22 protein-coding genes and 1 tRNA gene are annotated in these 22,686 nt (G+C 57.6%); 16 read left to right on the top strand and 7 right to left on the bottom strand.

The window, feature by feature from the left end; all coding sequences use genetic code 11:
* Positions 1-76: 76 nt before the first annotated feature.
* Positions 77-352, bottom strand: a complete 276-nt coding sequence (locus CDA63_RS20310) for a hypothetical protein (protein ID WP_126546725.1) — start codon at positions 350-352, stop codon at positions 77-79.
* A gap of 236 nt (positions 353-588) precedes the next feature.
* The gene (locus tag CDA63_RS04175; protein ID WP_088463198.1) at positions 589-1,212 is read right to left on the bottom strand and encodes a histidine phosphatase family protein; all 624 of its coding nucleotides are present in this window, start codon (positions 1,210-1,212) and stop codon (positions 589-591) included.
* Between the two features lie 172 nt (positions 1,213-1,384).
* Between CDA63_RS04175 and CDA63_RS04170 the strand changes: the two genes are divergently transcribed.
* The 7 genes from CDA63_RS04170 (at position 1,385) to CDA63_RS04140 (ending at position 7,412) form a co-directional block, all read left to right on the top strand.
* Entirely contained in the window at positions 1,385-1,804 is a 420-nt protein-coding gene (locus CDA63_RS04170; RefSeq protein ID WP_088463197.1) for a hotdog fold thioesterase, read from the top strand.
* Between the two features lie 171 nt (positions 1,805-1,975).
* Positions 1,976-3,193, top strand: a complete 1,218-nt coding sequence (locus tag CDA63_RS04165; protein WP_088463196.1) for a chorismate-binding protein — start codon at positions 1,976-1,978, stop codon at positions 3,191-3,193.
* Positions 3,194-3,222: 29 nt separating this feature from the next.
* A complete protein-coding gene (locus tag CDA63_RS04160) occupies positions 3,223-3,549 on the top strand; it encodes a hypothetical protein (RefSeq protein WP_088463195.1) in 327 nt (108 codons plus the stop codon).
* Positions 3,550-3,615: 66 nt separating this feature from the next.
* On the top strand, positions 3,616-5,409 hold the full coding sequence (gene menD, locus CDA63_RS04155; protein WP_088463194.1) for a 2-succinyl-5-enolpyruvyl-6-hydroxy-3-cyclohexene-1-carboxylic-acid synthase: 1,794 nt from the start codon (positions 3,616-3,618) through the stop codon (positions 5,407-5,409).
* Between the two features lie 117 nt (positions 5,410-5,526).
* Positions 5,527-6,351, top strand: a complete 825-nt coding sequence (gene menB / locus CDA63_RS04150; protein ID WP_088463193.1) for a 1,4-dihydroxy-2-naphthoyl-CoA synthase — start codon at positions 5,527-5,529, stop codon at positions 6,349-6,351.
* Positions 6,352-6,453: 102 nt separating this feature from the next.
* Entirely contained in the window at positions 6,454-6,810 is a 357-nt protein-coding gene (locus tag CDA63_RS04145; RefSeq protein ID WP_199797488.1) for a DUF6370 family protein, read from the top strand.
* Between the two features lie 134 nt (positions 6,811-6,944).
* On the top strand, positions 6,945-7,412 hold the full coding sequence (locus CDA63_RS04140) for a DUF305 domain-containing protein (RefSeq protein ID WP_088463192.1): 468 nt from the start codon (positions 6,945-6,947) through the stop codon (positions 7,410-7,412).
* 126 nt (positions 7,413-7,538) lie between these two features.
* Here the strand turns inward: CDA63_RS04140 and rfaD are convergent, their stop codons facing one another.
* Positions 7,539-8,504 carry an ADP-glyceromanno-heptose 6-epimerase gene (gene rfaD / locus CDA63_RS04135; RefSeq protein WP_088463191.1) on the bottom strand — a complete coding sequence of 322 codons (966 nt, stop codon included), beginning with the start codon at positions 8,502-8,504 and terminating at the stop codon, positions 7,539-7,541.
* A 236-nt stretch (positions 8,505-8,740) separates the two neighbouring features.
* Between rfaD and CDA63_RS04130 the strand changes: the two genes are divergently transcribed.
* From CDA63_RS04130 to CDA63_RS20305, 5 genes are all read left to right on the top strand, one after another.
* On the top strand, positions 8,741-9,667 hold the full coding sequence (locus tag CDA63_RS04130) for an ABC transporter substrate-binding protein (RefSeq protein ID WP_088463190.1): 927 nt from the start codon (positions 8,741-8,743) through the stop codon (positions 9,665-9,667).
* Positions 9,664-10,665 carry a FecCD family ABC transporter permease gene (locus tag CDA63_RS04125; RefSeq protein WP_088463189.1) on the top strand — a complete coding sequence of 334 codons (1,002 nt, stop codon included), beginning with the start codon at positions 9,664-9,666 and terminating at the stop codon, positions 10,663-10,665. Before CDA63_RS04130 ends, CDA63_RS04125 begins: the two co-directional genes overlap by 4 nt.
* 167 nt (positions 10,666-10,832) lie before the next feature.
* Entirely contained in the window at positions 10,833-11,252 is a 420-nt protein-coding gene (locus CDA63_RS04120; RefSeq protein WP_088463188.1) for a 6-pyruvoyl trahydropterin synthase family protein, read from the top strand.
* A 144-nt stretch (positions 11,253-11,396) separates the two neighbouring features.
* Positions 11,397-12,506: a lipid-A-disaccharide synthase gene (gene lpxB, locus CDA63_RS04115; RefSeq protein ID WP_088463187.1), complete on the top strand. Its 1,110-nt coding sequence runs from the start codon at positions 11,397-11,399 to the stop codon at positions 12,504-12,506.
* A gap of 52 nt (positions 12,507-12,558) precedes the next feature.
* Positions 12,559-12,906 carry a hypothetical protein gene (locus CDA63_RS20305; protein ID WP_126546724.1) on the top strand — a complete coding sequence of 116 codons (348 nt, stop codon included), beginning with the start codon at positions 12,559-12,561 and terminating at the stop codon, positions 12,904-12,906.
* 59 nt (positions 12,907-12,965) lie between these two features.
* Here CDA63_RS20305 and clpX read toward each other — a convergent pair whose 3' ends face one another.
* The 4 genes from clpX to CDA63_RS04095 all read right to left on the bottom strand — a co-directional run bounded on the left by clpX (position 12,966) and on the right by CDA63_RS04095 (position 16,867).
* Positions 12,966-14,189 (bottom strand): ATP-dependent Clp protease ATP-binding subunit ClpX, encoded by a 1,224-nt coding sequence (clpX, locus tag CDA63_RS04110; protein ID WP_088463186.1) that lies wholly within the window; start codon positions 14,187-14,189, stop codon positions 12,966-12,968.
* Between the two features lie 268 nt (positions 14,190-14,457).
* On the bottom strand, positions 14,458-15,168 hold the full coding sequence (locus tag CDA63_RS04105) for a ClpP family protease (RefSeq protein WP_088463185.1): 711 nt from the start codon (positions 15,166-15,168) through the stop codon (positions 14,458-14,460).
* 183 nt (positions 15,169-15,351) lie between these two features.
* Complete coding sequence (gene tig, locus CDA63_RS04100; RefSeq protein ID WP_088463184.1) at positions 15,352-16,680, bottom strand: trigger factor; 1,329 nt, start codon at positions 16,678-16,680, stop codon at positions 15,352-15,354.
* A 105-nt stretch (positions 16,681-16,785) separates the two neighbouring features.
* A tRNA-Leu gene (locus tag CDA63_RS04095) sits at positions 16,786-16,867 on the bottom strand.
* 318 nt (positions 16,868-17,185) lie between these two features.
* Here CDA63_RS04095 and CDA63_RS04090 point away from each other — a divergent pair.
* The 4 genes from CDA63_RS04090 (at position 17,186) to CDA63_RS04075 (ending at position 21,702) form a co-directional block, all read left to right on the top strand.
* Complete coding sequence (locus CDA63_RS04090; protein ID WP_088463183.1) at positions 17,186-19,393, top strand: RelA/SpoT family protein; 2,208 nt, start codon at positions 17,186-17,188, stop codon at positions 19,391-19,393.
* 209 nt (positions 19,394-19,602) lie between these two features.
* On the top strand, positions 19,603-20,097 hold the full coding sequence (locus tag CDA63_RS04085) for a Fur family transcriptional regulator (protein WP_088463182.1): 495 nt from the start codon (positions 19,603-19,605) through the stop codon (positions 20,095-20,097).
* Entirely contained in the window at positions 20,087-20,431 is a 345-nt protein-coding gene (locus tag CDA63_RS04080) for an STAS domain-containing protein (protein ID WP_088463181.1), read from the top strand. The genes CDA63_RS04085 and CDA63_RS04080 overlap by 11 nt, the downstream gene beginning before the upstream one ends.
* Positions 20,431-21,702, top strand: a complete 1,272-nt coding sequence (locus tag CDA63_RS04075; RefSeq protein WP_088463180.1) for an adenylosuccinate synthase — start codon at positions 20,431-20,433, stop codon at positions 21,700-21,702. Before CDA63_RS04080 ends, CDA63_RS04075 begins: the two co-directional genes overlap by 1 nt.
* Positions 21,703-22,686: the final 984 nt, after the last annotated feature.

Here is a 22,686-nt window from a genome sequence, read left to right as displayed (position 1 = left end):
AACAGCGAATTTTCGCCTGCCCGGGATTTTATTGCCTGAGCGCCCTTGGCGGCAGCCCGCAAACAATACTCCGCCGCTACCGGAAGGTTACCGGCATGGTCCAGCGCTCCTGTCCGCAGCCTTTACGGTTGAGGCGGTAGTGGGCGAAGCGCAACGGCTGGATCAGGGGCGTCACCAGCGCCAATAGAGTTCGTTGCTGAGTTGGGGTCAGGTGCTGACAATCCGCCGCGTACTGGCGGCCCGTGCTCTTCCAGGTCAGGCGGGCGCAGGCTATCCTGAAATCGTGCTTGTTAAGCAGTGAGTCAACCATAAAGTACACGAATACCCGGCCCGCCAGCTCTTGGTGTTGCATAGCGGGTGGGGCGGCAACGGGCGCTGCCAGCCGGTAGCAGCTCTCCGGAAAGTAGCAGACGAATTTAGTCGAGGCAGTATCTTCCGGCGCAGGCTTGGCAACGGACGCTACCGGGACGGCAACCAGGGGTTGTAGCGCCCGGGCTTCCGGCGGCTGGGCAGTTTTCGGATGGCAACCGGCAAGCAATACACTCGCGGCCGCTGCCACAGCCGCTGCCAGCCAGGCTCCGGCAGCCTTCATTCGGCATCGTGCAAATGCCGGGTATCCAGAAAACTGCGCACCGTAAAGAGCGAGCCGGTATAATCGAGCTCATAGAGGCCCAGGTTGCGGTGCTCGAAGTGTTCCATCTGGCTGAGTGGATAGCCAAGCAGCTGGCACAGCAGCACCCGCATAGCCCGGCCGTGCATGCACACGAGTACCGTTTCCTCCTCGGGCCGGCTCAGGAGCAGCTCGATAAATGGGCGCTGGCGGGCCGCTACCTGCTCCGGGCTTTCGCCGCCCGTCAGGCAGGAGGCCGTACGGCCGGCCCGCCAATCCTGGAGCACGCCGTGATATTCTTCGTCTTCTTCGGGCGTAATGCGGGTGCCTTCGCGGGTGCCCCAACTAATTTCGTTGAGGCCGCCGTGCTGCTCGTGGGGCAGGCCCAGCTCCAGAAACCCGGCCACCGACTCGTGGGTGCGGCGCAGCAGCGACGTGTACACTTTGGCGAAGGGCACATGGCGGTAGGCCGCGAAAAAGCGAGCCGCCTGCCGCCGGCCGGACTCGTTGAGCGACGAATCGACCCCGCTGCCCTGCACAATGCCGCGCACGTTGAAATCGGTTTGCCCGTGGCGAATCAGGTATATTTTTTTGACGCTCACTTTCCCCCTAGTTTTGCGGTTTGATTTCTAAAGCTCTTTAAAGCTACAAGCTTCAGGCTGCAAGCTGCAAGCTTTCGGCCCTTTTGAGCAGAAGTTTCTTTGGTTTGCCCGGGTCTGCGGCAACTTTTGGCTGCTGGCCGGTTTACACTGCGCCCCTCTTCTCTTTTCCCCTATGAAGCTCGACCAACTTAAGCAGTGGGTAAGCACCCGCCCCACCCTGGCCGATGCGCTGGGCATCGAACTCACAGCCATCACCCCCGAGTACCTCGAAGGCCGCATGCCCGTTGATGGTCGCACCCACCAGCCCATGGGCCTGCTACACGGCGGCGCCTCGGTGGCCCTGGCCGAAACCCTGGGCAGTATCGCCGCCCACACCCGCCTGCCCGACCCTACCAAACAAGCCTGCGTGGGCCTCGAAATCAACGCCAACCATATCAAGGGAGTCCGTGAGGGCTACGTGGTCGGCCGGGCTACGGCCCTGCATGTCGGCCGCCGCACCCAGGTCTGGGAAATCCGCATCACCCACGAGCAAACCGGCGCCCTGGTCTGCATAAGCCGCATTACGATGGCGGTGATTGATGTGGAGAAGTGAGAAGAAGGAACGTCATGTTGAGCAAAGCGGAGCGCAGTCGAAGCATCTCTACCGCAATGCCAACTCCACATAATCGCAACGAAGCGGTAGAGATGCTTCGACTACGGCTACGCCTTCGCTCAGCATGACGTTCTTTTCCCCCAAACCCTAAGCTCCCAAGCCCTTCCCAACATGCTCCAATCCGTTGCCTGGAATCCTGATCTGACGCCGCCCCAGCGGCTGCGGCAACTGGTGGCCCTGGCCCTGAGCAGCGGCCGGCCGGTGGCTTTGTGGCGGCTGCCCGGCGCAACCCAGGCGCGGCTTTGTCTGAGCCTGCGGGTGGAGGCGGCCTACGTGGGCTTGCCCCCGGCCCTGGAGGCCACCGCCCCGGCTGGTTTCGCATTCTTTCCGTTCCAGGATTCCGACCATAATCCGCCCCTGTTTCTGCCGGCCGACGTTTTCTTCGATTTGGCCCATCCCGAAGAAGTACTGGTTAGCGCCGCCGCTGCCGGCCGGCTACCCGAGTTGCGGCAGCAGTTCGCGGCCCTACCCCGCTCCGCCCCGCTCGGTTGGCACGTGCGGCCCCGCCACGCCCCAAAACCAGCTTCTCAGCCCGAGTATGAGGCCCTGGTAGCTGCCGGGGTAGCCGCCATCCGGGCCGGCACGGTGCAGAAGGTGGTATCGAGCCGGGCCGTGCACCAAGCGCTGCCGGCCGGCTTCGATGCGCTGGCCGCCTTCGAGCAGTTGCAGCAGCGCTACCCTAACGCTTTTGTATCATTGGTGAGTGCGCCGGGGGCGGGCACCTGGCTGGGCGCCACGCCCGAAGTGCTGGCCGAAGTGGGCGACGACCAAGTGTTCCGGACGATGGCGCTGGCTGGCACCCAGCCCCTGCTGCCCGGCCACCAACCCAGCGAGGCCATCTGGCGGCAGAAGGAGATTGAGGAACAGGCCCTGGTAGCCCGCTACATCGTGAATTGCTTCAAACAGCTGCGGCTGCGCGAATACCAGGAAACGGGGCCCCGCACCGTAGCCGCCGGCGACGTGCTGCACCTGCGCACCGATTTCGCCGTGGATTTGCACAATGTGCCCTTTGCCACGCTCGGCACCGATATGCTGCGGCTGCTGCACCCTACCTCGGCCGTAAGCGGCATGCCCCGGCAGGCGGCCCTGGATTTCATCCGCCAGCACGAGGGGTACGACCGGGCCTACTACGCCGGTTTCCTGGGGCCCGTGAACCTACCCGAGCCCGGCGCGGCCCATCTCTATGTGAACCTGCGCTGCTTCCAGCTGCGCCCCGGCCAGGCCGTGCTCTACGCCGGCACCGGCCTCACCGCCGACTCCGACCCCACCCGCGAATGGCAGGAAACGGAGCTAAAACTCCGAACCGTGGGCGCGGTTCTGGGAGGGTGATTTCTACCTACCTCACTATTTTTTTTATTATGCAAACCACCCTTTTTCAGAAACTTGAATCCTATGTTACCCGCAATAATTTTCCTTTGGCCGACTGGGACCAACGGGGATTAATGCCGTCCTCGGAAGAAACGCAGCAGGAAATGCAGGTGGCGCTGGTCGATTTTTTGCGTTTTCTGCAATCCTGCATAGCCACACTGGCACCTGGCAGTAAGCCCCTGACGCTAGCTGTGCAGGAATATCTAGAAGAGTGGGATATTATTGAATTCGATACTGAGGAGCGCGAATATTTATACGATTTAGCGTGCGAAATCCTGCTTATAGTGGGCGTTAATCCTGACGATATTTCGATATAAAAGCAGGCAAGACCTACTCTCAGATAACACTGGGCTTCCACGAGTACTTCTCCCTTAACTTCTGCCATGTCCAGCCTTCAGGCCGTCCACAACATACCCGAAATCTGCGCCCAGCATGGCATTACCGACGTTGTGCTGTCGCCCGGCTCGCGCTCGGCCCCCCTGACGCTGGCCTTTGCCCGGCACCCGGCCTACCAGGGCAAGTTGCGGGTGGTGCCCGACGAGCGGGCCGCCGCGTTTATCGCGCTGGGCATTGCCCAGGCCACGCGGCGGCCGGTAGTGCTGGTGTGCACTTCGGGCACGGCCGGCCTCAACTACGCGCCGGCCGTGGCCGAGGCCTTTTTCCAACAGATACCGCTGCTCATCCTCACCGCCGACCGACCTCCGGAGTGGATCGACCAACTCGACGGCCAGACCATCCGCCAGCGCAACCTCTACGGCGCCCACGCCAAGGGCGCGTTTGATTTCCCCCCCGATACTAGCCACCCTGACGCCAAGTGGCACGCCGGGCGCATTATCAACGAGGCCATCAACCTGACGCAAGCCGCGCCCGCCGGGCCGGTGCAGGTGAATATTCCGCTGCGGGAGCCGTTTTATCCGAAGGAGGAAATTGAGTACGAGCAGGACGTGAAGATTATTCGGGATGACGAGCTTGGAGGCACTCGGTCTCATACCTCCCTTGATTTAGGGGTTTATCAGCTACTTAAGCCAGAGATGCGCATTCTGGTGGTGATGGGGCAACAGCCTGCCAACGCCAAGCTAACGGCGGCGGTAGCCAAATTCGCCGCCGTTTTCGGAGCTCCCGTCGTGAGTGATGTTATTGGCAATTTGACGGGCATGGTGCCCCTAAGAGAAAATGCCTCAGAAGTTGGAAGTGCCTATTTTCCTGCCGTTTCCAGCTTACTTCCCGCACCGGCTGAGCAGTTCATAACGCACCAGGACGTATTTCTGGCGGGCCTGTCGGCGGCTGATAAAAACGCGCTCCAACCTGACCTACTTATTACCTGCGGTCAGTCGTTGATTTCAAAAAGCCTGAAACTGTTTTTGCGCACTGCGAAACCCAAAGAGCACTGGCATATTCAAGCCAGCGGCCCAGTGGCCGATACGTTTGGTAGCCTCACGCAAGTCGTACGGTGCGCGCCAGCTGATTTTTTTGCGCGTTGGGAATCGGCCGAGCTACCGGTGCGCGAAATCCTGCAACCCTGGCAGCAGGCCGAAACGACAGCCACAGCGTTTCTGGCCGCTTTTTTCACAGCTGATGACCAGCCATTCAACGAATTTTCGGCTTTTCACCAGGTTCTGAGCACACTGTTGAACCGCACGGCCCTACACCTGGCCAACAGCATGGCGGTGCGGTACGCCAACATCCTGGGCATCCCACAGGGCCGGCAAATCGAAGTATTCGCCAACCGGGGCACCAGCGGCATTGATGGCTGCACGAGCACGGCCGTGGGTGCGGCGCTGGCCCAGCCGGCGCAGCCGGTGGTGCTGCTGACGGGCGACGTGGCCTTCTTTTATGACCGCAACGCGTTCTGGCACAACTACCCCACGCCCAACCTGCGGGTGGTGCTGTTCAACAACCACGGCGGGGGCATTTTCCGGCTCATCGATGGGCCCCGCCAGCAGCCCGAGCTGGAGGAGTTCTTCGAGACCCGCCAAACCCTAACGGCCGAGAATACAGCCCGGGATTTTGGGCTGCGCTACTTTCCGGTTGCTACTTTTACTGAACTTGAGGCCGCGTTGCCGGTTTTCCTCGCAGCCGAAGGCGGCGCGGCCATTCTCGAAATATTCACCGACAGCAAAACCAACGCTGCCTTTTTCGAGCAGTACCGTACAGCCGTGAAATTGGCTTTTGCCTAACAACTTAGTAGGCTGATGCAGGCAACAGCTTATCACGGTTGCTTGCGTTGGCTCATGTATAACCTTGCGGCGCGGCCGTGATAAGCTGTTTCGCCGCACCCAAAACGACACCTTTCTATGTCCGAACAAATCACCTGGACCCCGATCAAGGAGTTCAAAGAAATCCTCTTCACCCAGGCCGGCGGCATCGCCAAAATCAGCATCAACCGGCCCCAGGTGCATAACGCCTTCACGCCGCTCACGGTGGACGAGATGATTCAGGCCATGCACATCTGCCGCGACCGGACCGATATCGGGGTGGTCATTCTCACCGGCGAGGGCGGCAAGGCCTTCTGCTCGGGCGGCGACCAGAGCGTGCGCGGCCACGGTGGCTACATCGGTGAGGACGCCGTGCCCCGCCTCAACGTGCTCGATTTGCAGAAACTGATTCGCTCGTTGCCCAAGCCCGTGATTGCCATGGTGGCCGGCTGGGCCATTGGGGGCGGCCATGTGCTGCACGTGGTTTGCGACCTGACCATTGCCGCCGATAACGCCCGCTTCGGCCAGACCGGCCCGAAGGTTGGCTCGTTCGATGGCGGCTTCGGGGCCTCGTACCTGGCCCGTATTGTAGGGCAGAAAAAGGCCCGCGAAATCTGGTTTCTCTGCGACCAGTACGACGCCCAGGAAGCCCTCGATATGGGCTTGGTAAACAAAGTGGTGCCCCTGGCCGAGCTGGAGGCAGCTACCGTCGCCTGGTGCCACAAAATTCTCAAGCGCAGCCCGTTAGCTCTTCGTATGGTGAAGTCGAGCTTCAATGCCGAACTCGATGGCCAGGCCGGAATTCAGGAGTTGGCCGGCAACGCCACGCTGCTTTACTACCTGAGCGAGGAAGCCAAGGAAGGCCGCAATGCCTTCGTGGACAAGCGCGAGCCCGACTTCGACAAATTCCCCAAGTTTCCGTAGCCCGGACGGCTTAGCGTAACACCCTGGAGCCCGTCGGCCACCGGTATAGCCGGCCCGACGGGCTTTTTGGCTATATTCCGGCTCTCGCTAACCGTTTTTGCCATGAAAATTCTGCTCCTGCTGGGCCTGCTGGCTGCCGGGCCCGCCACGGCCGCGCTGGCCCAATCGGCTCCTAAAGCGTCGGTCGCGCCCGACAAAACCAAGTCCTTACAGGTAGTAGAGGCCTCCTGCGGGCAGTGCCAGCTGGGTCTGCCGGGCAAGAGCTGCGACCTGGCCATCCGCCTGAATGGGCACGCCTATTTCCTCGACGGCACCAACATCGATTCCCACGGCGACGCCCACGCCAAGGATGGTTTCTGCCAGAAAATTCGGCGGGCCGAAGTGCAGGGCGAGGTCGTTGACAACCGCTTCGTGGCCACGTATTTCCGGTTGCTGCCCGAGCTCACCAAAACCCGGTAGCTGTTGGATGCGTCCAAGCAACGGCATACATAATTCGGGCAGATCTTGGGCAGAATTGGGGTAAGATTTGGCACGAACCCTTTTCCGGACGTAGAATGCTCATCACTTCTACCCGTCAGCTTCTCCTCTCTTTTATGGAACAAAGCCACTACCGCCGCTTTTTCGTCATGCTCGGCGTGTCGTTCGTCATCATGTACGTCGTGATGTATTTCAACACGTACGAGTTCGACCACGTGTACTTCAGCCTCACCCGCTTTTACATGACCGTGCTCATGATTGCGAGTATGGCGGTGGTCATGCTGCTTTTCATGCTGAAGATGTACCCCAACAAGACCCGCAACGGGCTGATTATTACGGGGAGCATTTCGCTCTTCATTGCCTCCCTGTTGATGGTCCGGGCCCAGACATTCGTTGATGATACGCTTTGGATGAAGGCCATGATTCCCCACCATTCCATTGCCATCATGGTCAGCAAACGGGCCGACATCAAAGACCCGGAAGTACGCCAGTTAGCCGATGATATCATCAAGGCCCAGGAGCGCGAAATTGCCGAAATGAAGCGCATGATTGCCCGGCTTGAGCGCGAGAAGGCCACGCGCTAATTGTGATTGTCACACGTTTATTTAACGCCCGTGCGGCGGCCCGAACTATTAACAAGTATAATAGCAGCCTCACAGGTAACTAGTTGTCGCCTGTTTTCAAGCCAAAAAAGCCGTTAAATAACCCTGTTAATAGTAAGCCCCGGGTACGAGGTACTGGCGCACGTAGTCGTTGATGCCGTCTTCGAGGCGGGTGAAGGGCCGCTCGTAGCCGATGCCGCGTAGCTTGCTCATATCGGCCTGGGTGAAGTACTGGTAGGTGTCGCGGATATCCTCGGGCGTGTCGCGGAAGTGGATATCGGCGGGGCGGTCCAACGCGGCAAACGTGCTCAAGGTGAGGTCGAGGAAAGTGCGGGCTTCTCCGGTGCCGAGGTTGTAAATGCCGGAATGCCGGCGGGTCTGCATCAGAAACATGCACACGTCCACTACGTCTTTCACGTACACGAAGTCGCGCTGCTGCTCGCCATCGGCGTAGTCGGGGTTGTGGGAGCGGAAGAGCGTCATGGAACCGGTTTCAGTAATCTGGCGGAAGGCGTGCAGAATCACGGAAGCCATGCGGCCCTTGTGGTACTCATTGGGGCCGTACACGTTGAAGAACTTCAGGCCCGCCCAGAAAAACGGCTTTTCCGGCTGCTGCACGGCCCAGTTGTCGAAATCGTTTTTGGAGTCGCCATAGGGGTTAAGCGGCCGCAGCAGCGGGAGCAGGGCATCATCGTCGGAGTAGCCCAGCGTGCCCGAGCCGTAGGTTGCGGCTGAGGAGGCGTACACCATCGGCAACTGGTACTGGCAGCAGGCCTGCCACATCTGCTTCGAGTACTCGAGGTTGAGGATGTTGAGCAGGTCGCGATTGGTTTCGGTGGTATCGGTACGGGCTCCGAGGTGGAAAATAAATTCCACGTCGGCATGGTGCTCATCGAGCCAGGGAAAAAACTCCTCCCGATCGACGTACTGCTGCAGGTGCTTCCCCGAAAGATTGAGCAGCTTCCGCTCGTTGGTGAAGTTGTCGACCACCACTATTTCGTTGAAATTGGCGGCGTTTAGGCGGGTAACGAGGGCACTGGCAATAAAGCCGGCCGCTCCGGTGACGACGATCATAAGGCAGAAGAGTTAAGCTCAAAAGTAACCAGCATACGCGGAACGGGCCGCAGAAGGTAGCCGTAGCCGGGCTGAACAGGGGAGAAGTCCGAAATCAGGAACGGTCATTCCGACGCAGGAGGAATCTCGCGTGCTGACGTTGTAATGCAAATCCAGCGTCAGCACGCGAGATTCCTCCTGCGTCGGAACTACTATTCTTATTTCCTGCTCCCAACCGGCCGGTTACCTTTGCGCCCATGCTTCGCCCATCCTTCGTCCGTTTCGGTTGCTACTGCCTGCCGCTGCTGCTGGCCGCCTGCCGCCCCGATGCGCCCGCAACCACCGTCCTGCCCGCGGCCGAAGCCGCGCCCCAGCACCTGCGCGACGATTTAGGCCGTAACCTCACGGTGCCCGCTCACCCGCGCCGCATTATGGCGCTGGCGGCTTCTATGACCGAAATGCTCTACGCCGTGGCCGATACGGCGACCATCGTGGCCCGAACCCAGGTCTGCGACTATCCTGCGGCCGCGCTACGCAAACCCGTGGTTAGCAGCTACCCGCTCGATCTGGAGCGCCTCGTGGCCCTGCGGCCCGACGTGGTATTCACTACCACCGGCATCACGTCGGAAGCCGATGCCCAACGGTTGCAGGAGCTGGGTATTCCGGTCTATTACCAGCAGTACGATAAGGTAGAGGACATCTTCCAAGGACTCACCGACCTGGGCCGCATCCTGGGTCGCCAGCCCCAGGCGCGCCGCCTCACCGATTCGTTGCGGGCCGAGCTGCGGGCCATTCAGGCGCTGCCCCGGCCCCGGCGGGCCGCTACAGTACTGGCCATTACCTGGCAGGACCCGATTTACGCGTATGGCCAGAATACGCTGTTCACCGATAAAATCTGGCTAGCGGGGGGGCAGAACGCGGTGGTGGAAAAATTCGCCCAGCCCTACCCCGCCCTCACCCGCGAATACATCCTCAAGCTCAACCCGGAGGTGCTACTCGGCGGAAGCATCGGCCAGCTCGACAGTACGTTCTTCCGGCTGTATCCCGAACTCAAACGACTCCGCGCCTACCAAACCCGCCGCGTGTACGGCACCACCGACGACCTGATGTCGCGCCCCGGCCCGCGGGTAGTGGAGTCGGTGCGGGAGCTGCGCCGGCTCATCTGGGCTCCTCCCGCGCCATGAGCCGCCCCGCGCTACCCTGGATTCTGGCGTGTCTGCTGCTGATGGCGGGCCTGCTGGCCGTGGGCCTGCGGGTGGGCAGCTACGAAACCGATTATGCCCTGATCGGCCGCGCGCTGCTCCACTACGATGCCCGCGACCCGGCCCAACTCGTGCTGATGGAGCTGCGCCTGCCCCGGCTGCTACTGGCCTTGCTGGCCGGCGCGGGGCTGGCCGTGAGCGGTTACGTGATGCAGGCGATGGTAAACAATCCGCTGGCCGACCCCTACCTGCTCGGCACAGCCTCGGGGGGCGCGTTAGGAGCCAGCCTCACGTTTATGTTTCTGCCCGGGCTCACGTTGGCGGGCCTCTATATGCCCCCGCTAGCGGCCCTAGTCGGGGCCCTGGGTACCACGCTGGTAGTGGTGGTGGTGGGCAGCCGGCGCGGCCGGATCGTGCCCACGCTGCTGCTGCTGGCCGGCGTGGCCCTGGGCTCCCTGACTACGGCGCTGGGCGGGCTGCTCACGTTTCTGGCCGCCACCGAGGAGAAGCTGCGCACCATCACGTTCTGGTCGTTGGGCGGGTTCGAGCGGGCCAGCTGGGCCACTTTGCCCTACCCGGCGGTGGCCATAGGGCTGGGGCTGGGGGCACTGGCACTGCTACGCAACAACCTGAACCTGCTGCTGCTGGGAGAGGAGCGGGCCACTGCTCTGGGCCTGCCCGTGGCCCGTACGCGGTGGCTGCTGCTGCTGATTGCCTCGGGGCTTACGGGCACCGTGGTAGCGCTGTGTGGCCCCATTGGGTTCGTGGGCTTGGTTATTCCGCACATCACACGCTGGTTGCTGGGCACCACGGGCCGGGGCAACATCCTGTTTTGCGCGTTGCTGGGCGGCAATTTCCTGGTCCTCTGCGACCTGCTGGCCCGCCTGCTCTACCCACCCGCTGGCTTGCCCGTGGGCCTGGTCACGGCCCTGTTCGGCGTACCGTTCTTCGTATATTTGCTGCGCCGAATGGGCTCGTAACGGTCTGCGTTCTATTTCTCTTAGCCTGAACGAAGCCCAGAACCCAAAAAGTGGGTGTCACAGAAGCCACTTCCTGTGAGCTTCTGTGCACCGCTCAGCACGGCCGGGCTACAACCTGCCCAGCGCGTCAGTAAAGCCCCAAATTCCTCCGACCATCCGATTTTAAAATGATATACATCAGCCGCCAGGAACACTTCAACGCTGCCCACAAGCTCCACAACCCTAAGTGGAGCGAGGAGCGCAACCGCGAAGTGTTCGGCCCCTGTGCCAATGTTAACTGGCACGGCCACAACTATGACCTCATTGTCACGGTTAAGGGCCAGCCCGATCCGGAAACCGGTTTCGTCATCGACCTCAAGGAGCTCAGCACCCTTATCCGTACCCACGTCATCGATCAGGTTGACCACAAAAACCTGAACATCGACGTGCCTTTTATGCAGGGCCAGCTAGCCAGCACCGAAAACCTGGTCGTAGCTTTCTGGAAGATCCTCCAGCCCGAAATCGAGCAGATTTCCCCCGCCCGCCTGCACTGCCTCAAGCTCTACGAAACCCCCCGCAACTTCGTCGAATACTACGGGGAAGCGTAAGTTTCGGAACTGTCGTGCTGAGCATGTGGCGTGTTAGGCCGGAGAAGAAGCATTTTGCTCATCAGGAATCAAGTTATTTTGGCAACGTCAGCCCGCGATATGCTTCGCGTTGCGGAGCCTGACGGCCAGGTTTAATCTAAAAGAATGAAGTACTACCTGATAGCGGGCGAGCGGTCCGGCGATTTTCACGCATCCAGCCTCATGCAGGAACTGCGCAACCAGGACCCGGCCGCCGAATTCCGCTTCTGGGGCGGCGACCTGATGCAGGCCGAGGGCGGCGAAATGGTGCGCCACTACCAGGAAATGGCCATCATGGGCTTCTGGGAAGCCGCTACCAGCGTCCTCAAATTTCGCGGCTACCTCAAAGAGTGCCAGCGCGACCTGCTGGCCTGGCAGCCCGACGTAGTGATTCTGGTCGATTACGCTGGGTTCAACATGCGGGTGGCCAAGTTCGCCAAAGCCGCCGGCCTAAAGGTGTTCTACTACATCTCGCCCAAAATATGGGCCTGGAACCAGGGTCGGGTGCATCAGGTAAAGGCCTTGGTCGACCGCATGTTCGTGATTCTGCCCTTCGAGCAGGAGTTCTACCAGCGTTTCGATTATAAAGTAGACTATATCGGCAACCCCATTGCCGACAGCGTGGGCGAATTCGAGCCTTCCACCGACTTCTACGAGCGTAACCGCCTCGACCCCCAGCGGCCCATTATTGCGGTGCTGCCCGGCTCGCGCAAGCAGGAAATCGAGGAGATGCTCTACGAAATGCTGGCCATTTTGCCGCCCTTCCTCGACTACCAGTTCATCGTGGCCGGGGTCGATAACCTAGAGCGCAACTATTACGCCCACTTCGAGCGCAACAACGTCCGCGTCCTCTTCGACCAGACCTACGACCTGCTGGCCCACGCCACCGCCGCCCTGGTCACCAGCGGTACGGCTACGCTCGAAACAGCCCTTTTCAACGTGCCCCAGGTGGTGTGCTACCGCACCAGCGCCGTGTCGTACGCCATAGGCAAGGCCGTTATCAAGGTGCCCTACATTTCCCTTGTCAACCTGATTGCGGGCAAGGAAGTCGTAAAAGAGCTCATCCAGAGCGATTTTAACTCCCGCAATCTTGTTACCGAACTCAAGAAAATCACTGCCGACGAAGCCTTTATCGCCCAGCAGAAAGCCGGCTACGCCGAGATTCATGCGAAGCTGGGGCAGCAGAAATCCGCCGAGAAAGCGGCTGGGTTGATGGTGGGGTATTTGAGGGGGTAACGAAGTCTAATTAAGAAATAAAGTAAAAGTATTCACCTAATAAATAAAGCAAATGGAAATCAAGCAAGGGCCTATTCTGAAAAATGAGTCAGGATTGACTAAATATTATTTTCTTATACCTGATTTTGATACTGAAAATCAGGATCACTGGAATAAAATCCGAGGGGTAGGTAAAGGCCTACCGTGGCAAAATAGTGAAGCAACTATAGTTGGTTTTTTACAATTAAATCAGCATTACGAACTGTCACCTACAGGAGAAGATATTGGTTTACCGTATCATGCAGTAGCTATTGCTCAGTATGTTCGTACAATCCATGGGAAAGAGATGTTCTTTTCAGACCCTTTCGGTTCGGGCAACTACAACGAGCCAATGCCAAAAGGAAATGAGTTTGAGGCATAGTAGACAGAAAAAGAAAAGCCCCTGTACAGGGGCTTTTCTTTTTCTGTCTACTGAAACAGTTACGCCGCCCTCAACTGCTTAATGGCGGTCTGCTCGAACTTGCTGCGGGCGTAGTCCTCATCGATAACCAGTTCCTTTACGCCTTCTTCCGAAGGCATGTCGAACATGGCGTCGGTCATAATGCCTTCGCAGATGCTGCGCAGGCCCCGGGCCCCGAGGCGGTACTCGTCGGCCTTCACCACGATGTACTCCAGAGCCCCTTCCGAGAAGCTCAACTCGATGCCTTCCATGTCAAAGAGGCGCTGGTACTGCTTGACGATGGAGTTCTTGGGCTCGGTCAGGATTTTGCGCAGCGTGGCGTGGTCGAGGGGGTTGAGGTGGGTGAGCACCGGCAGGCGACCAATCAGCTCGGGTATCAGTCCGAACGACTTCAGATCCTGGGCCGTCACGTAGCGCAGGAAGTTATTGGTGTCCACCTTCTCGTCGAGCTGGGTTTTAGCGAACCCGATGGGCTTAGTGTTGAGGCGGTTCTTGATGATGCGCTCAATGCCCACGAAAGCCCCGCCACAGATGAAGAGGATATTTTCGGTATTCACCGTAATCATCTTCTGCTCGGGGTGCTTGCGGCCACCGTGGGGCGGCACGTTCACGGTGGTGCCTTCGAGCAGCTTCAGCATGGCCTGCTGCACGCCCTCGCCGCTCACGTCGCGCGTTATGCTGGGGTTGTCGCTCTTGCGAGCAATCTTGTCGATTTCGTCGATGTAGACGATGCCGCGCTCGGCCGCTTCCACGTTGTAATCGGCAGCTTGCAGCAGACGGGTGAGGATGCTTTCCACATCTTCGCCCACGTAACCGGCCTCCGTGAGTACGGTGGCGTCCGCAATGCAGAAGGGCACTTGCAGGATGTTGGCCAGCATCCGGGTCAGGAACGTTTTGCCAGTGCCGGTTTCGCCCACCATAATGATGTTCGACTTCTCAATCACCACGTCGTCCTTCTGCGGCGTTTGCATCAGGCGCTTGTAGTGGTTGTACACGGCCACCGACATCACCTTTTTTGCTTCGTCCTGGCCCACCACATACTGGTCGAGGTACTCCTTCATCTCCCGCGGCTTCACGAGGTTGAACTTCGGAGTCTTGGAATTGGACCGGATTTTATTCTCCTCGTTCAAAATCTGCTGGGCCTGCCCTACGCACCGCTCGCAGATGTGGGCATTGATGCCCGAAATCATCACTGTAACGTCTTTTTTGCTCTTGCCGCAGAAAGAACACGTAATATCTGCCATTGCCAAGGGAACTCGCTGGATAGGGGAGAGGAGGGGCGTTTGCCCAACCCTACTTCAAAGGTACGAAAAGGCCAACGCCTAACAGCGGTAAAAACGTGCCGTTGAGGTTACCGCTATAATACCTAAAAAAGCCCGCCGAAGCGGCTTTTTTAGGTATTCAGTTGATAGAGAACGAATCAGCAACGGTTGTAAAAACGGCGCCACTCCCGAAAAAGGGCACCAGGTTCCAGCTCCGTTTAGCCTGAGCCGTTCTTGTTCAGCCGTGCACTTACTCGGCTTTCTTCTTTTCGAGCACCTCGTCAATCAGGCCGTATTCTTTGGCCTCATCAGCCCGCATCCAGTAGTCGCGGTCGGAGTTGTCGTGAATTTCCTGGTAGGTTTTGCCCGTATGGTCGGCCAGAATGTCGTACAGCTCCTTCTTGAGCTTGAGAATCTCACGGGCCGTAATTTCGATATCCGACGACTGACCTTGCGCACCACCCGAAGGCTGGTGAATCATCACGCGGGCGTGGGGGAGAGCCGAACGCTTGCCCTTGGCACCACCGGCCAGCAGTACGGCGCCCATCGAGGCCGCCAGGCCAGTACAGATCGTGGCCACGTCGGGGTTCACATACTGCATGGTGTCGTAAATACCGAGGCCGGCATACACCGAACCACCGGGCGAGTTGATGTAAAGCAGAATGTCCTTCTTGGCATCAACCGACTCCAGGAACAGCATTTGCGCCGTCAGGATGTTGGCCACATAATCGTCTACGGCCGTACCCAGGAACACGATGCGGTCCATGATGAGGCGGGAGAAAACGTCGATTTCGGCGAAGCGCGTCGGGCGCTCCTCAATTACCGAGCGGGTCATGTTGGAAGGCATCATCATGCCATTGCGCACTTGGCCTTCCACGTGGCTTAGGTATTGGTCAACGCCCAGGCCATTCAGGCCCTGGCCTTTCACGGCGAACTTGCGGAACTCTTGTTTATTCAGCATGGAGAGAAAAAAGGAATTAGGAGATAGAAGTTAGGAGCTAGAATTGAGAGGCAAGCAGTAGTTGTTAAAGAGCAAGAATGATTCTAACTCCTAACTTCTGTCTCCTAACTTCTCAATAAAAAAAGCCCCTACGACAAGTAAGGGCTTGTTTTGGTGGTTCGAAAACCGGAAGAATGACGGCGCTTAGCCGGCGTTCTGATTGCGGAAGTCCTCGGCCGTAATCTCGTTGTCGTTAACAACAACTTTGCCGCGCAGGTTTTCCAGTACTTTTTCTGCCAGAATGGCTTCGTACTCCTGCACGTAGTTCTTGCCGTTCTCCTGACGCAGGAAGTTGTCGGCGAAACCACGCACCGACTCTTCGAGCTCGGGCGTCATTTCCATGTTGAACTGACCCAGAATCTTCTGCATCGTGCGGTCTACGATTTCCTCGTTGGCCACCTTCAGCTCGTTGGCTTCCACCACTTTGTTGCGGATCATCGACCACTTCAGCTCCTTGGCGTAGTCGTCGTAATGCTCCTCAATCTGCTCTGCCGTCAGCTTACCTTCGTTGGCACGCAGCAACCACTTCTTGAAGAACTCCTGGGGCAACTCGATGGTGACGTTCTCCAACATCTTGTCGATGATCTGCCGATTCATCAGGTTGTCGGACTCCCTATCGTAGTTCTCCAGTACGGTGGAGTTTACCTTCTCGTCGAAATCCTCCTTCGACGTCACAATGTCCTTCCCGAATACCTTATCGAACAGCTCCTGGTTGAATTCGGCGGGCGTCGTGCGCTCTACCTTTTCCACGGTCAGGGTGTAAGGGCCTTCCAGCGAACCAGCCTCTTCCTGGCTCATGCCAGTGAAGCCAGCAATTACTTTAGCGTCGCCACCGAAGGCGCTTTTGAAGTCAAACGTAATAACGTCCTCGGGCTTGGCACCCATAAACTTATCAGTGTCGTTTTGGAGCTTGTTGGTTGGCAGCATCACCATGCGGCCTTCGCCTTCCTCGCCTTCCTTGCGCAACTTGCCCAGCAGGTAATCGCCGGCTTCGGCGGCTTCGGGCTCGGTGGTTTCGCCAAACTGGCGCTCCAGCTGCTCGTAAGTTTCTTTCAGCGTGTTCTCGTCGAGGCTCACTTTGTGGCGGTCAACGGTCACGGCCTGGTCGGCGGGCAGTTCGAAATCGGGTAGCAGGCCCAGCTCGAACTGAAAAGCGTATTCTTTCTGGGCATCGAAGTCGATGTCGGAAGCTACCGGCAGGGGCTCGCCCAGGATTTTGATATCGTTCTCCTTGATGTACTCATCCACCGACTTGCCCAGCAAACCGTTGATTTCGTCCACCAAAATACCTTTACCATACATTTTGCGCACGAGCGTAACGGGCACCTTGCCCGGGCGGAAGCCCTTGATCTGGGCCTTCTTGCTGTACTCTTTCAGCTTGCTCTCCACAGCGGGGGCGTAGTCGGCCTCCGTGAGATTCACTGTCAGGATGGCATGAAGCTGGTCGTCTTGCTTGTCGAGGGTAATGTCCAAAGTGATGGGTCGGTTAAAAGTGCTACGTTGGGGCCTAAAAAAGAAACCCCCAACGGGTGGGTTGAGGGTTTAAAAATGATTTCAGCCAAGCTGAAACCCACTTTGTGCGGATGGAGGGACTCGAACCCACACGCCTTGCGGCACCAGATCCTAAGTCTGGCACGTCTACCAATTTCGCCACATCCGCGTCGCGAGGTCATTAACCTCGGGGGCGCAAAACTACGCAAGCCTCTTTACAAAACCAACGTCTTTCGCAACAACCTGTTGCTAAACTGTTGCGCAGCCATTATGAAGAGTCGTTGCGCACCGCTTCCGTCGTGCGTTTTATTGCCCAAGAGTACTTCAGGGAGCCTCAGGGCCTGATGCGCGCCGTATAAGCTGCGCATTGCGGCTTTCCCGCACCAAGTGCGCCTTGTTCTTGTTACTTTTAATGGAATGCGTCCGGCTTGGTGTCGTACCTTCGCTACTCGCTCTTTTGGGCACCATCGGGTGCCGCCTGCCTGCCATGTCCACCGTTATCGACCCCGAAGTAGAACGCCAGGAAATCCTGCGCCAATACCGCCGCCTGCTCCGCACCGCCAAACCCTCCCTCAAGCCCGGCGACGCCAAGCTTATCAAGAAGGCCTTCAATACTTCCCTGGAAGCGCACAAGGAGATGCGCCGCAAATCGGGCGAGCCTTATATTATGCATCCGTTGGCCGTTGCCCAGATTGTGGTGGAGGAAATTGGCCTCGGCACTACCAGCATTGTAGCAGCCCTGCTGCATGATGTGGTGGAGGATACGCCCTGGGAAGTGGCCGACGTAGAGCGCGAGTTCGGCCCCAAGGTGGCCCGCATTGTCGACGGGCTCACCAAAATCTCGGGCGTGTTCGATTACGGCACCTCCGAGCAGGCCGAGAACTTCCGCAAAATGCTGCTCACGCTCTCCGACGACGTGCGCGTAATTCTTATCAAGCTCGCCGACCGCCTGCACAACATGCGGACCCTGGAGTCGATGCCCCGGCATAAGCAGCTCAAAATCTCGTCCGAGACTATCTATCTCTATGCTCCATTAGCTCACCGGCTGGGCCTCTATGCTATTAAAACGGAGCTGGAAGACCTCCATTTGAAGTACACCGATACGGAAGTGTACCAGGAGCTGGCGGTGCAGGTGCGGCAGACCCGCACGGCGCGCAACCGCTTTATCAAGGAGTTCGTGCAGCCTATTGACGAAGAACTCAAGGCCCAGGGCTTTGCCTACGAAGTGAAAGGCCGGCCCAAAAGCATCTATTCCATCCTTAAAAAGATGCGCAAGCAGAACATCACCTTCGATGAGGTGTACGACTTGTTTGCCGTCCGCGTGATTCTAGACGTGCCGCCGGAACAGGAGAAGGCCGCCTGCTGGCAGGTATACAGTATCGTCACCGATTTCTACCAGCCCAACCCCGACCGCCTGCGCGACTGGGTGAGTACGCCCAAGGCCAACGGCTACGAGAGCCTGCACACCACCGTTATGTCGCGCACTGGCCAGTGGGTGGAGGTGCAGATCCGGAGCCGCCGCATGGATGATATTGCCGAGAAGGGCTACGCCGCTCACTGGAAGTACAAGGAAACCGGTACGCCCCAGCCCGAATCGACGCTGGAAGCTTGGATCAATAAAGTGCGCGAGATGCTGGAAACCAACAACTCCAGCGCCCTCGAATTCATGGACGAGTTCCGCCAGAACCTGTTCGTGAAGGAAGTGTATGCCTTTACCCCCAAGGGCAAGCTCATCATTCTGCCCGATAAGGCCACGGCGCTGGACTTCGCCTTTGAAATTCACTCCCAAATCGGCATGCAATGCCTTGGGGCCAAGGTCAACCAGAAGCTGCAACCCCTCAGCTACCAGTTGCGCAACGGCGACCAGGTTGAGATTCTGACCTCGCAAAAGCAGAAGCCCACCGAGGAATGGTTGCAGTATGTAACCACTTCCAAGGCCCGCACCCGCATCAAAGACTGGCTCCGCGACGACCGCAAAGCCAAGTCTGAAGACGGCCGCTTTCTGGTAGAGAAACGGCTGGAGCTGCTCGGGGTGGAGCTCAACCAGGAGAACCTAAACCGGTTGCTTGCTCATTTCAACATTAGCACGCTATCCGAGTTCTTCTATCGAATTGCGCTAGGCCAGCTCGACGGCCGCGAAATCGTGCAGAGTGTCTTTGACGCCACTGCCGAATCGCCACGGTTGCCCTCCCGGCTGGAGCCCCGCGCCTTCGACCATGAGGTGCAAAAAGTACGCGGCGTGAATGCTAATATGCTGGTCATCGGCGAGCGAACCGACAAGTTCGACTATACCATTGCACCCTGTTGCAACCCCATCCCCGGCGACGATGTGTTCGGCTTCGAAACCGATAAGGGCATTGACATCCACCGCACCTCTTGTCCCAAAGCGGTGCAGATGATGTCGAACTTCGGCAACCGCATTGTACGGGCCAAATGGACCGAACAACTGGAGTTGGCCTTTCTGGCTGGTATCCGCATTAAGGGGTCCGACCGGGTGGGCCTCGTTAACGACGTCACGCGCATCATCAGCACCAGCCTTAAAGTGAACATGCGCTCTATTACGATGGACTCGAACGATGGTATCTTCGATGGTCAGATCATGGTTTTTGTGAATGACACCGCCCACCTCGACCGCCTCATTCAGCGCTTGAGTCGGGTGGCTGGCGTGCTTGCTGTCGATAGATTCGACTCCTGACTATGGGTGAGGCGCAATGGCGTTTCTCTGAGTGTTGACATGATTGTCTAAATCGATAATCATGCAAAGGCTCTAAAAAGTACTCCTCAAAACCGCGAGTATATAACAGTCCAAAAAAAAGCCTCGTTAGCGAATTCCTGAGCCCTTTGTCAGGTGGGCGGGAGCTGCTTTACGGACGTTTTCTACTCCTTATATATAAGGCCCCTTAAATGGCAGTTTCAACGAAGCATCTCGATAAGGAAAAGTACGAGGAGGTGAAGAAGATTTTCACGGCCTACCTCGAAAATAAAGGGCTGCGCAAAACATCGGAGCGCTACGCCATTCTGGAGGAAATATACTCCCGTACTGGCCACTTCGATGTTGAACAGCTCTATGCCGGCATGAAGGAGCAAGGCTTGCAGGTAAGCCGGGCTACGGTTTACAACACACTGGACCTACTAGTCGAGCACGGCTTAGTAAGCCGCCATCAATTTGGGCGCAACTTAGCGCAATACGAAAAGAGTTACGGTTACCGTCAGCACGACCACGTCATCTGCACCGAGTGCCACAAAGTGGTCGAGTTCTGCGACCCACGCATCCATGGCATCCAGACGATGGTCGGGGAGTTGCTCAACTTCCATATCTTGCATCACTCTTTGAACCTTTATGGCGTGTGCGGCGACTGCCGCGCCAAAGCCGCCGCCCTCCAACCGAATGAAAACTGATTCCGCCGTCCAGGACGGCATTCTCTTCGTGCGCCTCTCCGGCGACCTGATCGGCAGCCCCGATACGCAACAACTGCTTCAGAGCGTCGACCAACACCTCGGTGAAGAACTGCTCCATTGCGCCGTCGACCTGTCGGGTATCCGCTACATCAACAGCACAGGCATCGGGGTTCTCGTGTCGCTGCTCACCAAGTTTCGCAGCCGTGGCGGTGAGCTAGTGCTGGTAAATCCTGCCGACCATCCGCGCAAAATGTTGGCGCTGACCAAGCTGAACGCTATTTTTTCCGTGGCCGACGACGAAACGGCGGCCGCTCAACTCCTAAAAACCGCGTAATGCCCGTTGATGTACTAGTAGGCCTACAGTGGGGCGACGAAGGCAAAGGCAAGATTGTCGATGTATTGGCCCCCACCTACGATGTAGTAGCCCGATTCCAGGGTGGTCCCAATGCCGGTCACACCCTCACCTTCGATGGTACCAAGCATGTGTTGCATCAGGTGCCTTCGGGTATTTTCCACCCCCACATCATTAATGTAGTCGGTAATGGCGTAGTGCTCGACCCCGTAGTATTCCGTCAGGAGCTCAAGAAACTCACCGACCGGGGCGTGAACTGGGGCCAGAACCTCTACATCTCCCGCAAAGCCCAGCTGATTCTGCCCTCGCACCGCGCCCTCGACCGCATTAGCGAAGAAGCCCGTGGCGGTAGCAAAATTGGCTCGACGTTGAAGGGTATTGGTCCCACGTACCAAGATAAGATTGGCCGCACCGGCCTGCGCGTCGGTGACATCCTGCTGCCCGACTTCCAAGAACGTTACCAAGAGGCTGTATCCCGCCATACCACGATTGCTGAATTCCACGGCCGCGGCCTCGAAATTGAAGAATTCGAGGCCGATTTCTTTTCCGCCGTCGAATTCCTGAGCACCCTCCAACTCACCGACACAGAGTATCTGTTGAATGACCTGCTCCGCCAAGGTAAAAATGTGTTGGCCGAAGGTGCTCAAGGCTCCATGCTCGATATCGACTTCGGTACCTATCCTTACGTCACATCGTCGAGTACCATTGTTGCCGGTGCCTGCACCGGTTTAGGTATTGCCCCGCGCCACATCGATAAAGTGTACGGAATCAGCAAAGCTTATTGTACCCGGGTGGGCAGCGGGCCTTTTCCCACCGAGCTGCACGATGAGGTAGGGGAGCAGATCCGCCAGGCCGGCCGCGAGTTCGGCTCCACTACCGGCCGCCCGCGCCGTTGCGGCTGGATTGATTTGCCGGCCTTACGCTACAGCATCATGCTGAACGGTGTCACCGAAATCCATCTCATGAAGGCCGATGTGCTGGATGAATTCGATGAAATCCGGGTCTGTACGCATTATCAGATGCCTAACGGTGATAAAACTGACCACATGCCCGACCACGGCGACTTGGAAAAGCTAACGCCGGTGTACGAAAGTCTGCCCGGCTGGCGCACCAATCTTCAGGAAATAACCGATCCGCAGGCCCTTCCCCAGGAACTTAAGGACTATGTTCACTTTCTCGAGCAGCATCTGGAAGTACCTATAAGCATTGTTAGTGTCGGCCCCGACCGGGTAAGCACGTTGCACATGGCATAATAGGCAAGGTATTTTAACCTCCCCGAAACCTGGATTACGACTTGTAATCCAGGTTTCTTTGCGCTTTATCGAAGTACAAGAAGAAAAATCAGAGCTGATGCGAACTTATTCAGGATGCTAAAAGGTTATAATACAGCCTGCTCGAAACTACGACTGGCTTAGTTCATAAACTACTTCTCTTTCTAGCTTGCAAAAGCGGGATAGATGCCGCACTTTTGCACTCCCAATCCGAAACGCGGAAGGGACCGGCCGCTACGGCAGCCAGGACTTGAAAAAGTTTTTTGCTCCGGAGTTGCAAAGTAGAAACCCAGTATGCTACCTTTGCACCCCGCTTCAACCGGAAGCGCTTTTCACCCGCCGTTCTTTCGAACAGCATCCTTGAAAAAGTGCAACCAGTGGTTACCTCGTTGTTTCCCTATAATAAGTGGGAAAACAACACAGGAAGCGCTGAGGACACCGAAAAGAAAAATAAAATTTTCTGCTTCGGTTCTTGGAAAAAGCGAAAAGCTGTGTACCTTTGCAACCCGCTTCAACCGGAAGGGGAAACAGCCGCGAAACGAGAAGCGCTTCAAAAAAAAGTTTCCTTCTTTTCCTTGCAAGCTGAGAAAAGCTGTTTACCTTTGCAACCCGCTTCAACCGGAAGGGGCTAAAAACAACCACCGACTACTCTTTTAGAGTAGTCCACTGCAGACGCCCAACGGGGCATCGGCACACGTTCTTTGAATGACTGGAAAAAACAAAACGAGTAACGAAGCACCTGCTTCGCTGCTGGCTTCCTTCGGGAAACAGCTAGTGAAACCAGAAGCTCCGTTACCTGATTGAGGTAAGATGACAACAAAGCGAATCATGGGAGGAGCCCACTAAAGCTCGTCAAATGAAAATCGAGTCGGATCAGCACTTGACATCAGCTATGCTTCGGCATAGTGTAGTAATTTATACAATGGAGAGTTTGATCCTGGCTCAGGATGAACGCTAGCGGCAGGC

The organism is Hymenobacter amundsenii, from assembly GCF_002204745.1.
GTDB classification, from domain to species: Bacteria; Bacteroidota; Bacteroidia; order Cytophagales; family Hymenobacteraceae; genus Hymenobacter; species Hymenobacter amundsenii.
Note: the sequence above shows the minus strand (reverse complement) of the source record. Positions and strands in the feature narration are given on the sequence as shown.

Excerpts from the sequence above, each read along its gene's own strand:
- CDA63_RS04170 (WP_088463197.1), top strand. The coding sequence starts at position 1,385 with ATGAAGCTCGACCAACTTAAGCAGTGGGTAAGCACCCGCCCCACCCTG.
- CDA63_RS04080 (WP_088463181.1), top strand. The coding sequence starts at position 20,087 with ATGAAAACTGATTCCGCCGTCCAGGACGGCATTCTCTTCGTGCGCCTC.
- CDA63_RS04075 (WP_088463180.1), top strand. The coding sequence starts at position 20,431 with ATGCCCGTTGATGTACTAGTAGGCCTACAGTGGGGCGACGAAGGCAAA.
- rfaD (WP_088463191.1), bottom strand. The coding sequence starts at position 8,504 with ATGATCGTCGTCACCGGAGCGGCCGGCTTTATTGCCAGTGCCCTCGTT.
- CDA63_RS04125 (WP_088463189.1), top strand. The coding sequence starts at position 9,664 with ATGAGCCGCCCCGCGCTACCCTGGATTCTGGCGTGTCTGCTGCTGATG.
- CDA63_RS04085 (WP_088463182.1), top strand. The coding sequence starts at position 19,603 with ATGGCAGTTTCAACGAAGCATCTCGATAAGGAAAAGTACGAGGAGGTG.
- CDA63_RS04130 (WP_088463190.1), top strand. The coding sequence starts at position 8,741 with ATGCTTCGCCCATCCTTCGTCCGTTTCGGTTGCTACTGCCTGCCGCTG.
- menD (WP_088463194.1), top strand. The coding sequence starts at position 3,616 with ATGTCCAGCCTTCAGGCCGTCCACAACATACCCGAAATCTGCGCCCAG.
- menB (WP_088463193.1), top strand. The coding sequence starts at position 5,527 with ATGTCCGAACAAATCACCTGGACCCCGATCAAGGAGTTCAAAGAAATC.
- CDA63_RS20310 (WP_126546725.1), bottom strand. The coding sequence starts at position 352 with ATGCAACACCAAGAGCTGGCGGGCCGGGTATTCGTGTACTTTATGGTT.
- CDA63_RS20305 (WP_126546724.1), top strand. The coding sequence starts at position 12,559 with ATGGAAATCAAGCAAGGGCCTATTCTGAAAAATGAGTCAGGATTGACT.
- CDA63_RS04145 (WP_199797488.1), top strand. The coding sequence starts at position 6,454 with ATGAAAATTCTGCTCCTGCTGGGCCTGCTGGCTGCCGGGCCCGCCACG.
- CDA63_RS04090 (WP_088463183.1), top strand. The coding sequence starts at position 17,186 with ATGTCCACCGTTATCGACCCCGAAGTAGAACGCCAGGAAATCCTGCGC.
- lpxB (WP_088463187.1), top strand. The coding sequence starts at position 11,397 with ATGAAGTACTACCTGATAGCGGGCGAGCGGTCCGGCGATTTTCACGCA.
- CDA63_RS04160 (WP_088463195.1), top strand. The coding sequence starts at position 3,223 with ATGCAAACCACCCTTTTTCAGAAACTTGAATCCTATGTTACCCGCAAT.
- clpX (WP_088463186.1), bottom strand. The coding sequence starts at position 14,189 with ATGGCAGATATTACGTGTTCTTTCTGCGGCAAGAGCAAAAAAGACGTT.
- CDA63_RS04165 (WP_088463196.1), top strand. The coding sequence starts at position 1,976 with ATGCTCCAATCCGTTGCCTGGAATCCTGATCTGACGCCGCCCCAGCGG.
- CDA63_RS04140 (WP_088463192.1), top strand. The coding sequence starts at position 6,945 with ATGGAACAAAGCCACTACCGCCGCTTTTTCGTCATGCTCGGCGTGTCG.
- CDA63_RS04105 (WP_088463185.1), bottom strand. The coding sequence starts at position 15,168 with ATGCTGAATAAACAAGAGTTCCGCAAGTTCGCCGTGAAAGGCCAGGGC.
- CDA63_RS04120 (WP_088463188.1), top strand. The coding sequence starts at position 10,833 with ATGATATACATCAGCCGCCAGGAACACTTCAACGCTGCCCACAAGCTC.